The 14214-nt window shown below is 61.2% G+C and carries 12 protein-coding genes; 11 read left to right on the forward strand and 1 reads right to left on the reverse strand.

Annotated elements, in window-relative coordinates:
* Window positions 1-138 precede the first annotated feature (138 nt).
* Complete coding sequence (locus ACQRAX_RS05040; RefSeq protein WP_412039146.1) at window positions 139-1077, forward strand: LysR substrate-binding domain-containing protein; 939 nt, start codon at window positions 139-141, stop codon at window positions 1075-1077.
* A 10-nt stretch (window positions 1078-1087) separates the two neighbouring features.
* Here the strand turns inward: ACQRAX_RS05040 and ACQRAX_RS05045 are convergent, their stop codons facing one another.
* Window positions 1088-2797 carry a sulfatase-like hydrolase/transferase gene (locus tag ACQRAX_RS05045; protein WP_412039145.1) on the reverse strand — a complete coding sequence of 570 codons (1710 nt, stop codon included), beginning with the start codon at window positions 2795-2797 and terminating at the stop codon, window positions 1088-1090.
* Window positions 2798-3200: 403 nt separating this feature from the next.
* Here ACQRAX_RS05045 and ACQRAX_RS05050 point away from each other — a divergent pair, with 403 nt between their 5' ends.
* From ACQRAX_RS05050 to ACQRAX_RS05095, 10 genes are read left to right on the forward strand one after another with little or no spacing between them, the layout of a single operon-like run.
* Complete coding sequence (locus ACQRAX_RS05050; RefSeq protein WP_412039144.1) at window positions 3201-4553, forward strand: UDP-glucose dehydrogenase family protein; 1353 nt, start codon at window positions 3201-3203, stop codon at window positions 4551-4553.
* Complete coding sequence (locus tag ACQRAX_RS05055; RefSeq protein WP_412039143.1) at window positions 4550-5620, forward strand: NAD-dependent epimerase; 1071 nt, start codon at window positions 4550-4552, stop codon at window positions 5618-5620. The genes ACQRAX_RS05050 and ACQRAX_RS05055 overlap by 4 nt, the downstream gene beginning before the upstream one ends.
* On the forward strand, window positions 5617-6363 hold the full coding sequence (locus ACQRAX_RS05060) for a sugar transferase (RefSeq protein ID WP_412039142.1): 747 nt from the start codon (window positions 5617-5619) through the stop codon (window positions 6361-6363). Before ACQRAX_RS05055 ends, ACQRAX_RS05060 begins: the two co-directional genes overlap by 4 nt.
* Window positions 6364-7011, forward strand: coding sequence for a CpsD/CapB family tyrosine-protein kinase (locus ACQRAX_RS05065; RefSeq protein WP_045179865.1), 648 nt, complete (start codon window positions 6364-6366; stop codon window positions 7009-7011).
* A gap of 22 nt (window positions 7012-7033) precedes the next feature.
* Window positions 7034-8053, forward strand: coding sequence for a polysaccharide biosynthesis/export family protein (locus tag ACQRAX_RS05070; RefSeq protein WP_412039141.1), 1020 nt, complete (start codon window positions 7034-7036; stop codon window positions 8051-8053).
* Between the two features lie 20 nt (window positions 8054-8073).
* The gene (locus ACQRAX_RS05075) at window positions 8074-9666 is read left to right on the forward strand and encodes a GumC family protein (protein WP_412039140.1); all 1593 of its coding nucleotides are present in this window, start codon (window positions 8074-8076) and stop codon (window positions 9664-9666) included.
* Window positions 9651-10751, forward strand: a complete 1101-nt coding sequence (locus tag ACQRAX_RS05080) for a glycosyltransferase family 4 protein (RefSeq protein ID WP_412039139.1) — start codon at window positions 9651-9653, stop codon at window positions 10749-10751. Before ACQRAX_RS05075 ends, ACQRAX_RS05080 begins: the two co-directional genes overlap by 16 nt.
* The gene (locus ACQRAX_RS05085; protein WP_412039138.1) at window positions 10748-12118 is read left to right on the forward strand and encodes an O-antigen ligase family protein; all 1371 of its coding nucleotides are present in this window, start codon (window positions 10748-10750) and stop codon (window positions 12116-12118) included. The genes ACQRAX_RS05080 and ACQRAX_RS05085 overlap by 4 nt, the downstream gene beginning before the upstream one ends.
* Window positions 12115-13080 carry a glycosyltransferase gene (locus ACQRAX_RS05090; RefSeq protein ID WP_412039137.1) on the forward strand — a complete coding sequence of 322 codons (966 nt, stop codon included), beginning with the start codon at window positions 12115-12117 and terminating at the stop codon, window positions 13078-13080. Before ACQRAX_RS05085 ends, ACQRAX_RS05090 begins: the two co-directional genes overlap by 4 nt.
* Window positions 13073-14209 (forward strand): glycosyltransferase family 2 protein, encoded by a 1137-nt coding sequence (locus ACQRAX_RS05095; RefSeq protein WP_412039136.1) that lies wholly within the window; start codon window positions 13073-13075, stop codon window positions 14207-14209. The genes ACQRAX_RS05090 and ACQRAX_RS05095 overlap by 8 nt, the downstream gene beginning before the upstream one ends.
* Window positions 14210-14214 lie beyond the last annotated feature (5 nt).

Raw genomic sequence — 14214 nt, forward strand, 5'->3', positions numbered from 1 at the left:
CTGCACACTCAAACGACGAAAATCGCCCGGTGGCGTTGTGAAAAAATTGAAGGGTGCCACGAAGTTGCGCGATACTGCCCGGTCAGCGTGGCATTGACCAACGAAACTTTCTAAGCAAGCCTTTAGTAGAACTAAACGATGAGACGGCAATTGAATGGCCAGATGTATGTCTGGCTGCATGTGTTTTCCTGCGCGGCGCGGCACCTGTCGTTCACCCGCTGCGCGGAAGAACTGCATATCACCCCCGGCGCCGTGAGCCAACAGATCCGCCAGCTGGAAGAGCGCCTGGGCTTTCGCCTGTTCCTGCGCCGCGCCCGTGGCGTGGAGCTGAGCGCTGAAGGCCAGCGCCTGGCGCTAACGGTCAGCGAAGCCTATGGCAGCATCGACGCCGAACTGCTGCGCCTGGATGCTGGCGAGATTCGCGGCACCCTGCGCCTGCGTTCGATTCCCTCATTCCTCGCCAAATGGCTCACTCCGCGCCTGCCGCGCCTGCAGCAACGTTACCCAGACATCCAGCTTCGACTGGTGGCCGAAGACAGTAGCCAAGCTTTACATGAGGGCGACTTCGACCTGGCCATCGACCTCAACGACGGTAGCTATCCGGGCATGCATTCAACGCCGCTGCTCGATGAGCAGATCTTCCCGGTGTGCTCGCCGACCCTGCTGCGCGGACGCCCACCGCTGCATGGTCCGGCTGACCTGGCCCATTATCCATTGCTGCACGACATCACCGCCTGGCGCGGCAGTTCCGAATACGCCGAGTGGGAGTTTTACCTGGAGGGCATTGGTGCCAGCGGCCTGGACGTGCGCCGCGGGCACACTTTCAACCGCAACCACCTGACCATTGAAGCGGCGATTGCCGGCATCGGCGTGGCCATCGCCCGCCGCACCTTGCTCAATGATGAACTGGAGCGCGGCACCCTGATCGTGCCGTTCGGCCTGCCGATCACCAACCACAAGCGCTATGTACTGCACTACCCACCCGGAGGCCTGGCTCATCCCGGTGCCCGGGCGGTGCATGATTGGCTGGTGGAGGAAGCCGCGAGTTTCCGTAGCCTGCACACGCCTGTCCTGTAAACGGCCGAGGTCAGTCGGCCTTGCCCACCGGCATGTGCTCGACACCTGTTGCGCTATCGGGTGTTACCACCTGGCCCAGGTCAATGCGCTTGAATACCGGCTTAGCCCCCAGCCGTGCGTTGAAACGGGTGTTGAAACTGAAGTCATCTTCGGTCGGCACTGCCAGCGAGCGCCCATAGATCGGGGTGAAAGCGTCTGGCTGATAGCCCAGCAACTGCAACAAGGTCGGGAAGATGTTGTAGTGGCTGGAACGGTCCTTGTTGTTTGCCAGTTCAGCTTGCCAGTCAAGGGTCTTGAGCCCGTCCCCTTGAATGACCACCAGCGGCACCAGGCCCTCCTCTTCCACCGGGTCACTGTCGCAATGGGTGTTGAGGCCTGGGTTGCCGCGCTCATGCAGGTCCTGACCATGGTCGGAGGTATAGATCAGCACCGCCTGACTCAAGTCGGCCTGGGCGAACAAACGGTTGAAGAACTCGCCGACACTCCACAACAGGCTGTTCTTGTAGGAATTGCGATACAGCAGCCAATCCTCCGGCTGACCGGAAAAACCGTCGCGCCGACCGGTGTCGGCAATGTCGGCATACTGCCCGCGCGGCAAGGCCGGGCGGTAAGTCATGAACGCATCGGGATACTTGTCGTGGACTGGAAAATGCACACCGACCTTGTTCATCACAATCAACTGCGGCTGACCGTCGCCGAGCAACTCGATCAGTTTTGCCACCGCCGCCATGTCACGATCACGCACCGCGATAGTGTCGAACTGGATGAACTGGTCAATGTCGCGTTTTTCCGCAGCGTTCATCAGGTTCTGCAAGTTGCCGCCGGTGCGCTGAGCATCGATGTACACCGTGCCCAAGCCGGCTTGCTTGGCGTATTGCCAGATCGACGGCAAGGTTGAGTTGATACGCAGATAGTCGGCGCGCGTGCCGCCATAGCGCAGAGTGACGTTGGTGTCGGCACTGCAGTTGGCAATCGAGGCGGCATAGCCATAGTTGAAGATACTCGCGCCCGGTTGCACCTGATTGAGCTGACTGCGCACGCCGTGGGCGGTGTTCAGATCCAGGTAGTTGCCCGAGACGCTCTCATCGATGATCAGCACGATATCGCGGGCCAGTGGCGGCCCTTGGCGTGGCAGGCTCACCGGCTCGCGCGGGCCAACACTGTCATGCAGCGACTCATAAGCAAACAGATTCAAATAGGCCAGCGCCGTGTACATGATCGGCAAGCCACGTGCGCCCTCCCCGGCGCGCACGAACAAAATCGCGGTCAACAGCACAATACCCAACAATGGCGCCGCCCAAGGCAGCATGGCCGGCCCCGGCAAACGGCGCCGTGGGCGCAAACCCAGCCCAAACAGCAATAACAGGGTGCGCGCCACGCAGCCGAGAATCACGCTGTGATACTGCTCCAGCGCCTCGCCGATAAAGCCGCCGGAATAGACCATGGAAATGAACGCACTGTACGTCAGGTAATCCGCCGTGATCCGGGTATAGGCATCAAAGAACAGCGCACTGGCGGAAAACCCCAGCGCCCATGCCCAGCGCAACCAGCCCTGACGAATATTGGCGCTGAGCAACAATGCCAACACCAATATTACGAATACCCCGCCAAACAACAGCAACGCCGGCGTCAGGCCAATAGCCTGCAATCGTTCGAAGTAATAGGGATAGTGGCTGATCAGGTAGAGAACGAGCAGCAATTCCTTGAAATAACGACGCATGACTCCCTCGCAAAAGAACCCTTCGACCCTTGCGGGCTACTTCCACGTTAGCAGCGCTACGACAAAGCGCAAACCCGGTAAACGTCAATTTACTGGCGATATTACGCGCACTGATTCTGACAAATTGAAAACGCGAAACCGTTGCATTGGTGAAACAGTCACCATGACAGAGGCCACGTCTTACGCGGTTTTTGACCGTTCATCGTTTTCATAGACGGCCTTTTGCCACTGCCTCATTCAGCTAAACCCGCGATTTAGAAAGGCTTGATGGCAAAAAGCCCAAAACTTAGCGTGTGTAAATCCGACGAAACATGCCATTTGATTGACACGGGCCTTCACAGGTGGGCTATACCCAGATCACACCACTGTTTCATTCTTCTTACTCCATACGAGGCACGCCGACATGGACGTGAGCGTATTTGGCACCGGCTATGTCGGTCTTGTGCAAGCTGCTGCCCTGGCAGACGTAGGTCACCGTGTATTGTGCGTCGATGTCGACGCGCACAAGATCGGTCAGCTGCGCCAGGGCGTTCCGCCCATCAGCGAACCTGGGCTGTCGAGCATGCTCGAAGAGAACATCAAGGAAGGCCGCTTGCTGTTCAGCACCCAGGCCAGTGACGCGGTCGCCCATGCCGAGTTGATCTTCATCGCCGTCGGCACCCCACCGGACGAAGACGGCTCGGCCGACCTCTCCCACGTGCTGGGCGTGACCCGCCAGATCGTCGATTTGATGGACGCCGATCGCACCTTGATCATCAAGTCCACTGTGCCCGTCGGCACCGCCGACAAAGTCGCGCAGTTGGCCCGCGAAGAACTGCAGCGACTGGGCAAAAGCAGCTTGCAGGTGCGGGTGGTATCCAACCCCGAGTTTCTCAAGGAAGGCAGCGCCCTGGCCGATTGCATGCGCCCGGACCGGATCATCGTCGGCACCGCTGATGACCAGCCCCATGAACAACTGCTCGAGCTGTACGCGCCGTTCTGCCGCAACCATGAAAAGCTCATGTTCATGGACAACCGCAGCGCCGAACTGACCAAATACGCGGCCAACGCGATGCTCGCCACGCGCATCAGCTTCATGAATGAGCTGGCCAACCTCACCGAGCGTCTGGGGGCTGATATTGAAGCCGTGCGCAAAGGCATTGGCTCCGACCCGCGCATCGGTTACCACTTCATCTACCCCGGTTGCGGCTTCGGCGGTTCGTGTTTCCCCAAAGACCTGCGCGCCCTGCTGCACACCGCCGAACACAGCGGCATGCCGTTGCGCTTGCTGCAAAGTGTCAGCGAGGTTAATGACGCCCAGCGCCAGATCCTCTTCGCCAAGTTGAAGCAACACTTTCCAGGCAGCCTGGCGGGCAAATCCATCGCTCTTTGGGGCCTGGCCTTCAAACCCAACACCGACGACATGCGCGAGGCACCCAGCCGCTACCTGATGGAGGCGTTGTGGGCCGAGGGAGCGACGGTCTGCGCGTTTGATCCGGAGGCGATGTCCGAGTGCCGGCGCATCTATGGCTATCGCGATGACTTGCGCCTGTGCGCCACCCGTGACGACACCCTGGAAGACGCCGACGCGCTGGTGATCTGCACCGAGTGGAAGAACTTCCGTGTCGTCGACTTTGCCCTGCTGGCAAAAAAACTGCGCAGCCGCCTGATCATCGATGGTCGCAACCTGTACAACCCCGACCAGGTCGCCACCTTCGGCCTGAGCTACAGCGGGATTGGCTTACGACAGGTTCAGCCGCAGGTGCCAACACCATGAAAATATTGGTTACCGGCGCCGCCGGCTTCATCGGAGCGCACTGCACCCTGCGGCTTTTACGTGATGGTCATGATGTGATCGGTCTGGACAACTTCAACGATTACTACGATCCGACCCTCAAGCATGCCCGGGTGCGTTGGATCGAAAGCGAAACCCGCACCTTCCCCCTTTATCAGCTGGACCTCAACGATGCTGCCGGCGTCGCCGAACTGTTTGCCCGCGAGCAGCCCGAGGTGGTAATCCACCTGGCCGCCCAGGCCGGAGTGCGCTACTCGCTGGAAAACCCGCGCGCCTATGTCGACAGCAATCTGTGTGGCTTTCTCAACATCCTCGAAGGCTGTCGCCGGCATCCCGTACAGCACCTGCTGTATGCCTCCTCAAGTTCAGTGTATGGCGCCAACCAGCGCACCCCGTACCGGGTTCAGGATGCGGTGGACCATCCGCTGTCGCTGTACGCCGCCACCAAGAAAGCCAACGAGGCTATGGCTCACAGCTATAGCCACCTGTTCGGCATTCCCTGCAGCGGCTTGCGCTTTTTTACCGTGTACGGCCCCTGGGGGCGTCCGGACATGTCACCGATGCAGTTCGCCCGGGCGATTGCCGAAGGCCGCCCGATCCAACTGTTCAATTACGGCCAGCATCAGCGCGACTTCACCTACATCGACGACATTGTCGAAAGCTTGGTGCGCCTGATTCCGTTGCCGCCCAAGGCCAATGCGCAGTGGAACCGCGAGCAACCGGACCCGGCCAGCAGCCACGCGCCGTGGCGTCTGTTCAACATCGGCGGCCAGCGCCCGGTAGAGCTGCGCGACTACCTCGCCTTGCTGGAAAAGCACCTGCAACGCAAGGCCGAAGTCGAGTTGTTGCCCTTGCAGCCGGGCGATGTGCTGGCCACTTGTGCCGATGCCAGCGCCCTGGATCAGGTCACCGGGTTCACCCCGCACATATCGCTCGATGAAGGGCTTGGGCGCTTTATCGCTTGGTTTCATCAGTACTACCCGCACCTCGATCTGGACGCCATGCGGGTCAACGGGCACAGGCCCGCGCATCAATGGAGGGCGGTATGACAGGACAACCTAAAAGTGCGCAACTGCAGGCACTGCATCAAGACAAACGCATGGACCCGGCGCATCGCCAGCGCCTCGACGCGGCAATCCACATGCAAGGCCGTGGTTGGCTGACCGGTCGCGCCGGTGGGCGTCCCTGGACGCTGTCTCGGACCAACCGGGTGCTCGCCTGTATCGGCGCCCTGGGCATTCTGACCCTGATTTCACCGCTGTTGCTGGTACTGGCCATCTTGGTCAAACGCAGCGGCCCAGGGCCGGTATTTTTCGTGCAAAAGCGCACCGGCTACCGCGGCCGCACCTTTGGCATGTTCAAGTTCCGCACCATGGTCGCCAACGCCGAAGCCTTGAAAGACTCGGTGCGCCACCTCAACAAGCACGGCGCTGATGCCATCGATTTCAAGATCGACAAGGATCCGCGCGTCACCCCAATCGGCCAATGGCTGCGGCGCAGCAGCCTGGACGAATTGCCCAACCTGTTCAACGTGGTGCTCGGCGATATGCGCCTGGTCGGTCCTCGCCCCACTTCGTTCAACGCCTACCGCTACAAGGATAACCACCTTGCGCGCTTGAGCATCTACCCCGGCATGACAGGCCTGTGGCAGATCTCTGGACGCAGCAACATTGATTTCGACCAGCGCGTCGAACTGGACCTGAGCTACATCAACGAACAGAGCCTGATGCTGGATCTGAAGATCCTTCTCAAGACTCCGTTCAAAGTCTTCAGCGGCCACGGAGCAAGTTGAATGGACGGTTCTACTTCAAGAAGTCTGACCATCGCCACCCCGAGCGAAACCAACCTGACGTCCACCGTGCTCGACGAGGACCAGCGCATTCTGTTGCTGACCGCTGCCAATACCGGCAGCGGCACCAGCACCAGTGCCCTGGCCTTCGCCAGCCAGTTGGCGCTGATGAGCGGCGGCCCGGTATTGCTGGTCGACAGCAGCCCCAGCAGCAACAACCTCAGCCAACAGTTGAGCCTGCACAAACTGCGTGGTTTCAACGACCTGATGTTCGACCTGGAAACGCCGCCGCTGATGCAGGACTGCATCGTGCGCCTGAGCGACCAGCCGTTCGACGTGCTGCCCGCTGGTACCTACAAACGCGGCAAGGAGCGACTTAACCCGGACCTGCTGCGCGTGTTGCTACGCCAGTTGGGCGATCACTACCGCTTCGTGGTGATCGACGGTGAAGCCGTCTATGCCAGTGCTGACAGCCTGGTGATCGGCACCCTGGCCGACGGTGTGATCCTTGTGGTGTGCGCCGAGGAAACCCGCTGGGAAGTGGCCCAGGCCGCCGCCCAACGCTTGTCCCAGGCCGGCGCCCGCTTGATCGGCAGCGTCTTCAACCGGCGCAAGTACTACATGCCCAAGTGGCTGTACAACAACCTTTAGGCCAGCAGACCAGGAGCCTCCCATGAAATACACATCGTTCGCGCTGTGCCTGCTGACCCTGGCCGGCTGCGCCAATCAGCAAACCCGGCAAATGCCGGTGCAGATCATGACCGCACCACCGGGTACGGCTCAGAGCGCGGAACTGCCGCGCAGCGAGCAGGTACTGCGGCCACAGGACGTGCTCGATGTGATCTTTCACGTCAGCACCAGCGGCTCGGATACCTACCGCATCCAGCCGGGCGATACCGTGGGCCTGGCGTTCCTCTCGGCCAGTTCGCTCAATGGCAATCAACTGGTGCTGCCCGATGGCAGTATCGAACTGCCGCGGGCCAACACCTCGGTAAAGATCGCCGGCCTCACGCCTGACCAGGCCCGGCAGACCATCCAGCAGGCCTACCGCAACAAAAGCCTGTTCCAGCCCAATCGCGATCAGCTGACCGTCCAGGTGATCAGTCCGCTGACCAACGAGCAGAACCTCAAGGACGCCCTCAACCACCCCGGCACCGGCATGAGCCGCGAAATCACGGTGAACAGCGATGGCCAGGCCAGCTTTCCGGAAATCGGCTCGGTACCGCTGCAAGGCATGACCGTCACGCAATTGCAGACCTACTTGAACAAGCGCTACGCCGAGCTGCCCGGACGCATGACGGTTGACGTGATGCTCAAGTCCACGGCGGTCAACGAGATTTATGTGCTTGGCGAAGTCGGTATGCCCGGGGCCTACCCGATTCGGCGCCCAGTGTCGGTGCTCGAAGCCCTGACCATGGCCCGCGGGCCGAACGTCAAGGCCCGGCTCGATTCGGTGGTGATCATGCGCCGCACCGGCAACCAGGTTCAGGCCGTGCCCTACAACGTTGACGCCGCCCTGGATGCCAGTGCCGCGCAAGTGGCTTACCTGCAACCGGACGACATGCTCTACGTGCCCAAGACCAAGCTGGCCAGTGCCGGCGACCTAGCCCGGCAATTGGCTGATGTGGTGCTGTTCCAGGGGGTCGGCTTTGGCTTCGCCTACCGTGTTGACAACAAAGACAGCGACAACTAATTCAAGGCAGGTGAACACGCATGAACACAAAAGAAAATTACCTGCATGAATTCTTCAGGATCTTCTTCGCCAACCGTACCCTGGTGAAGCGAGTGTTCCTGGTTTTCGCAGTGATCGCCTTGCTGTTGCCACTGGTGCTCAAACAGAGCTTCGACATCACTGCCGAAGTGATCGTGCAGTCGAAAAAGCTCTCGCAGAGCGATACCAACACCGCCCTGGCCCAGGAGGCCGACAAGTTCATTCCACCATCACTGGCAGACATGGAAACCGAGAGCAATATCCTGCGCTCGCCAACCTTGATCCGTCAGACCATCAGCCAACTGCGTGACGAAGGTCAGTATGAAGTCGCCCCAGGCCTGCTCAAACGCCTGGTGTTCGGCCCGATCCGTACCTTTATCGTCAACCCGCTGCGCGAACATGTGATCAATCCAGCCCGTGCGCTATTTGGCCTGGAAGTCGATCCGGTGCGCGACACCCAGCTCGACGCCCTCACCGACGAAGCGATCAACAGCCTGAAGATCGAAACCCTGCCCGGCTCCAACGTCGTCTCGATCACCTACAGCTTCCCCGACCCGAAACTGGGTACGCTGTTTGTCAGCCGGCTGCTCGACAACTTCCTGCGCAACCGCCAGAACCTGCAGTCCAACGAACTGCCTCAGGAGTTCTACGAGCAGAAGAAACTGCAATACCAGGTGCGTATGGATGACCTGGAAAGCAAGCGCCTGGGGATGCTTGAAGGCATCGGTTCATCCGATCCGAAGGAAGAAATCACCTTCCGCCTCAACGCCATCAATACCGAAGAGCAAGCGCTGAACCTGTACCGCGACCGCCTGCTGCAGAGCCAGCAATGGCTGGAGTACCTCAAAACCAGCCTGGCGTCGGCGAGCAACGCTGGCATGCGCGATTTTGCCTTCCCTTACACCTTCACCACCACCGTCGACAATGCAGCGTTCGAAGACCGCGAGATCAAGCAGTTGGGTGAGCAATTGACCACCCTGGTGCTGAGCTACGTCAGCGACCTGGCAGTGTTCCAACCCAGCAGCGAGCAAATGCTGCTGCAGCGCGAGCAAATCGCCAAGACTCGCCAGCAGTTCCTCAAGGTCGTCGCCAACCGGATCAAGGAGCGCGAGAAAGACCTGGCCGTGGTTCAGAATGTGATCGCGCAGAAAACCCAGCGCATCGCCGACTATAAGAACCGCGTGCACCAGTTGCAGCAAACCCAAAGCAAGGCGCGCCAGCTCGACACCGAGATTGACGCCTTGCACAAGGCCTTCTTCACCTACACCCAACGGTATGAAGAAGCGCGCGGCGAACAGTTGCTAGGCAGTGACGCCTCCAACGCGCGGGTCCTGAGCGCACCGTATGAGCCTGCTGAAGCCGCCTTCCCCAAACCGATCCTGATCGTGCCATTCGGCTTGTTCACCGGTTTGCTGTTGGCCATTGCCCTGGTCTATGTGCGTGAGTTCTTTGACCACCGCTTCAAGCACCCAGCGCAAATCACCCAACAACTGGACCTGCCGGTGCTACTGGTGATCAACGACCAGGCCCCGCAAACCCCCAACCCTTACAAGGGCTGGTCGCTGCCGCGGCTGGTGCATTGGGTGCGCAATTGAACGCAGCCTTGCCCCTGCAGCGGCCGATCATCCACCTGCTCGGTAGCGGTGGCTTCTACGGTGCCGAGCGGATGCTGCTGGACCACTGCCAGGCCACCCCGGGACAGCACCTGGTGCTGTTTCTCGGTGCTCCGGACGAACTGGTAGCGCGTTTTCGCGCCGCCGGTGTGGCCTGCCACAGCTGCGCCAGCCTGGGCGAGGTGTTGAGCCAGTTACGCCGATGCCATGATCAGCAGCCGTTGATCAATAGCCACAACTTCAAAGGCCTGGTGTTTGGCTGGCTGGGTGCGACGCTGTGGCGCTTGCCGATGGTTGCCACCCAGCATGGTTTTACCCCGAGCAACCGCAAACAACGTCTGTACACCTGGCTGAGTTTGCAGCTGTGTCGCACCGCTACCATCGACACAGTGGTCTGCGTGGCCGAGAGCATCAAACGCATCCACCGCCAGGCTGGGGTCGCCGAGCGCAAGTTGCAGGTGATCCCCAATGGCCTGCCGGAAGCCCCCGCCTTGCCTGCGCACGGCCAGGCTGACGAGCGCTGGCTGGCCGGTTACGTCGGGCGCCTGAGCCAGGAGAAAGGCCCGGACTTGTTTCTCGACAGCCTGATCCCCTTGTGCCAACGCCACCCGCAACTGGACGCGGTGATGCTCGGCGATGGCCCGGAACGCGATGCACTGCAGGCACGCATCGATGCTGCCGGGTTGAATCAACGCATTCGCCTGCCCGGGTTTCAGCGCGACATGCGCCAATGGATGGCGCGCCTGGATGCCCTGGTGATTAGCTCGCGCACTGAAGGCACACCGATGATTCTGCTTGAAGCCATGCAGGATGGAGTACCGGTGGTGGCGTTCGGCGTTGGCGGTATTCCTGATGTTATCGAACATGGCCGCAGCGGCCTGCTGGCCCGGCCCTTGGCGGTCGATGAGCTGGCCGCACAGCTGGAAGCCTTGCTGCTCGACCCGGCCCAGGCCGACGAGCTGATCGTCCAGGCGCGGCGTACCCAACGCGAACGTTATCACCTGCCGACGCTGGCGCAACGCTGGGCCCAGGTCTACCTGGGCGCGGCCACGGAGACCTGCGCATGATCATCCCCCTGTCCCTGATCGGTCTGTTGGCCATTGTCAGCCTGGCCCTGCTGGCCAGCCCCTACCCGTTCCTGGCGCCCGGCGCGGTGATTGGCCTGGCCGGCCTGCTGGCGTTGTACCGGCGTCCGGCGTGGGGATTGATGGCGATCATCACCCTGGTGCCGCTGGAAGGTCTGTTCAAAGACAGCGAACTGTCGGCGGTAAAATTGATCGGTGCCTCGCTGGCCCTGGTGCTGTTGCTGCAACTGGCGACCAAGCAACTGCCCGGCGAACGCCTGCGCAGCTCGATGTGGCGCCTGCTGCTGGGCTTTCTGGCGTTGTACCTGCTGAGCTACCTGGCCAGCGAAAACCGTGAGCTGTCGCTCGGCCATTTCCGTGAACTGGCGGTCGGCCTGCTGCTGTTTGCGATCACCTTGCTGGTGGGGCGCGAACTCAACCTGACGATGATGTGCCGGTTGGTAAGCCTGAGCGTTGGCGTGACCTGCGTGATGGCAATGTTCTCCACCAAGTACCAGGACGAGGGTCGCGCTGCCGGGTTGCTCACCGACCCCAACCTGTTTGCCATGCTCATCGCCATCGCCATTCCCATGGCGCTGTGGTTGGTGCTCAAGAGCCCGAACCGGCTCCAGCGCCTGTTCTGGATCGCCTGCTGCATCCTGCTGTTGGCCGGTATGACCAAGACCAACTCGCGGTCGGGGTTGGTGGTGCTGTTGATCAGCTTGGGGATCGCCCTGGTCCATTACCGCAGCCAGCTCGGCCGCCTACGGCCGCGGCACCTGGGCTTTGCCATGCTGGGTATGGCGATTCTGCTGCCAGTGGCCGTTGCGCTGATGCCCGATGCCTATGTTGAGCGGATCCAGTCGCTGGCCCAGCTCAAGTCCGGAGTCAACGCCCATAAGGACGAATCCCTGGGACGACGCTCCTCCTACATCGTGGTCGGCAGCAAGATGATCAGCGAGAACCCGTTGATTGGTTCTGGTCCGGGGACCTTCCCCCTGCATTACGCCACCACCGGCTATGCCAAAGCGTTCTCCTCGAACAAAAAGATCGGCGACCTGTACCGTCGGGCGCACAACACTTACCTGGAAATCTACAGTGAAGTCGGCGTGCCAGCCGGTCTGTTGTTCACCGGCCTGATTGTCCTGGCCCTGTACAACCTCTGGTACGCCCGGCGACTGTGGCTGCAACAGGGCGATCACGACCAGGCTGACCTGCTCACGCACCTGTGCATGAGCATGCTCGCCATCAGCCTGTTCCTGATGTTCTTGAGCGCGCCCAACCAGAAGTACCTGTGGATCATGCTGGCCCTGTCCAGCGTGCTAAGGCTGAAAGCCGAGCAGGCCCGATTAGCGCAGGTGGCCGCATGAGCCGGGTCAGCATCGTCGTGCCCATGTTCAACGAGGCTCGGCATATCGGGCGCACCTTGCAAGCGGCGCAGCGCGCCGCTGCGGTTGCCGGGCTTGAGTGTGAGCTGATCGTGGTCGATAACGGCTCCAGCGATGATGGTCCACAGATCGCACGCAGCCTCGGTGCACGGGTATTGCTGCTGCCCGGGCTGACCATCGGCGCCCTGCGCAATCGCGGCGCCCAGACTAGCACCGGGGAATGGCTGGCCTTTCTCGATGCCGACATTGAAGTCCCAGAATACTGGCTGCGCTTACTTCTGGACCTGCATGAGCAAGGTCGTGGCGATGTCTTTGCCCTGGATTGCGACACCCCGCGCCAGGCGCCATGGTTCGCCCAGGCCTGGCAACGCCGTACGTTGCGCGCAGGCCCCGAGTTGCACAGCATGCAATGGTTGCCGACACCCAACCTGCTGATGCGCCGCCACTGGTTCGACCAGGTCGCAGGCTTCAGCGAAACCCTGCGCACCGGCGAAGACAAAGACTTCACCTTGCGCCTGAGTCAGGCCGGTGCTCGCCTGCTGGCCCTGCGTACGCCAGCGGTGTTGCACTGGGGCTTTGAAGGCAGCTGGGGTGAATGGCTGGGCAAGGAACTCTGGCGCCAGGGCAGCAACCTGCAACTACTGCGCGACAACGGCGTGAGCCTGCGTTTACTGCGTTTCCCGTTGCTGTCGATGGGTGCCTGGGTGCTCGACATCATGGCCTTGTCGGCGCTGCTCGACGGTTTCCCCCATCTGGCCTTGCTCATGCTGCTGATCGCCAGCCTGCCAGCACTGGCATTGAGCCTGCGCCAAAGCCTGAAGCACCGCGAGCCCTTGTTCGTCCTGCAACTCTGGGTTCTGCACTGGATTCGTCTGCACCTGGCCGGAGCGGCCTTCGTGCTCAGCCTGTTCAACTGGAACGCAAGGAGGCCCGCCCGTGGCTGAATTCATCTTTTGGCTGTGTTTGTTATTGCCGTTCTATGCCTGGCTTGGCTACCCGCTACTGCTGACCGTCGCCGGGCCCTTCTTTGCCCAGCACAAGCCGGGGCCCTTACCAGCGCTGCAAGTCAGCGTGGTGGTCGCGGCGCACAACGAAGAACGCCATATCGAGGACAAATTGCGTAACCTGCTGGCGCAGGATGCGCACCTCTGCACGATGCAGATCATCATCGCCAGCGATGGCTCCAGTGACCGTACCGTAGAACTGGCCCGGCGCTTCGACGATCCGCGTATCCTGGTGCTCGACCTGCCGCGCCAAGGCAAGAACAGCGTGCTCAATGCCGCCGTCGAACACTGTACTGGCGACATCGTGGTGTTTACCGATGCTGACGTGCATTGGCTCGACGGCACCTTGCAGGCATTGCTGGCACCGTTTGCCGACCCTGATGTCGGCGGCACTGTCGGCAATATGATCATCCCCGTTGCCGGCAAGGGCCTGAGCGTCGGTGAGAGCCTGTACCGCCATTACGAAGCCTGGCTACGCCGGGTCGAGACCCGCACCGGTTGCACGGTTTCGGCTGACGGCGCCTTGCAGGCGCTGCGCCGCGAGCTGTATCAGCCGATTCCAGCCCGGGTCAACGACGACTTCTACATCAATACCTGCGCGCCGGTCGCCGGCAAACGGGTGGTCTATGTTGATCAGGCCAAGGTCCTCGACCACGGCGTGGACGAAGCGGAGCGCCAGTTCAGCCGCCGTCAGCGCGTCACCGTTGGCGGCCTGATCAGCCTCGCCGCACGCCGCGAACTGCTCAACCCGTTGCGTCATGGATTGTATGCCATTGCCCTGATCAGCCACAAAGTGATCCGCCGTCTGGCACCCGTACTGCTGCTGCCATTGTTGCTGGCCAACCTGTGGTTGCTCAATGACCACGGTTTCTACCGCCTGAGCCTGGCCGCGCAACTGCTCGGTTACGCCATTGCCGTCGCTGGCCTGCTGGACGTGCATCACCGCCTGCCCAAACCGTTTCGCCTGGCTGCCTTCGTATTGGTGACCCTGGCGGGCATGAGCGTCGGTCTGTGGCAGTTTCTGCGCGGGCACAGCTACAACCAATGGAACCCCGACCAGACTCGATGAGTGCC

The sequence above is a fragment of the Pseudomonas sp. UM16 genome (genome assembly GCF_050312595.1).
In the GTDB taxonomy this organism is placed as follows: Bacteria; Pseudomonadota; Gammaproteobacteria; order Pseudomonadales; family Pseudomonadaceae; genus Aquipseudomonas.

Bases quoted from the DNA above. Each gene is read 5' to 3' on its own strand.
- ACQRAX_RS05040 (WP_412039146.1), top strand. From the start codon at position 139: ATGAGACGGCAATTGAATGGCCAGATGTATGTCTGGCTGCATGTGTTT.
- ACQRAX_RS05045 (WP_412039145.1), bottom strand. From the start codon at position 2,797: ATGCGTCGTTATTTCAAGGAATTGCTGCTCGTTCTCTACCTGATCAGC.
- ACQRAX_RS05050 (WP_412039144.1), top strand. From the start codon at position 3,201: ATGGACGTGAGCGTATTTGGCACCGGCTATGTCGGTCTTGTGCAAGCT.
- ACQRAX_RS05055 (WP_412039143.1), top strand. From the start codon at position 4,550: ATGAAAATATTGGTTACCGGCGCCGCCGGCTTCATCGGAGCGCACTGC.
- ACQRAX_RS05060 (WP_412039142.1), top strand. From the start codon at position 5,617: ATGACAGGACAACCTAAAAGTGCGCAACTGCAGGCACTGCATCAAGAC.
- ACQRAX_RS05065 (WP_045179865.1), top strand. From the start codon at position 6,364: ATGGACGGTTCTACTTCAAGAAGTCTGACCATCGCCACCCCGAGCGAA.
- ACQRAX_RS05070 (WP_412039141.1), top strand. From the start codon at position 7,034: ATGAAATACACATCGTTCGCGCTGTGCCTGCTGACCCTGGCCGGCTGC.
- ACQRAX_RS05075 (WP_412039140.1), top strand. From the start codon at position 8,074: ATGAACACAAAAGAAAATTACCTGCATGAATTCTTCAGGATCTTCTTC.
- ACQRAX_RS05085 (WP_412039138.1), top strand. From the start codon at position 10,748: ATGATCATCCCCCTGTCCCTGATCGGTCTGTTGGCCATTGTCAGCCTG.
- ACQRAX_RS05090 (WP_412039137.1), top strand. From the start codon at position 12,115: ATGAGCCGGGTCAGCATCGTCGTGCCCATGTTCAACGAGGCTCGGCAT.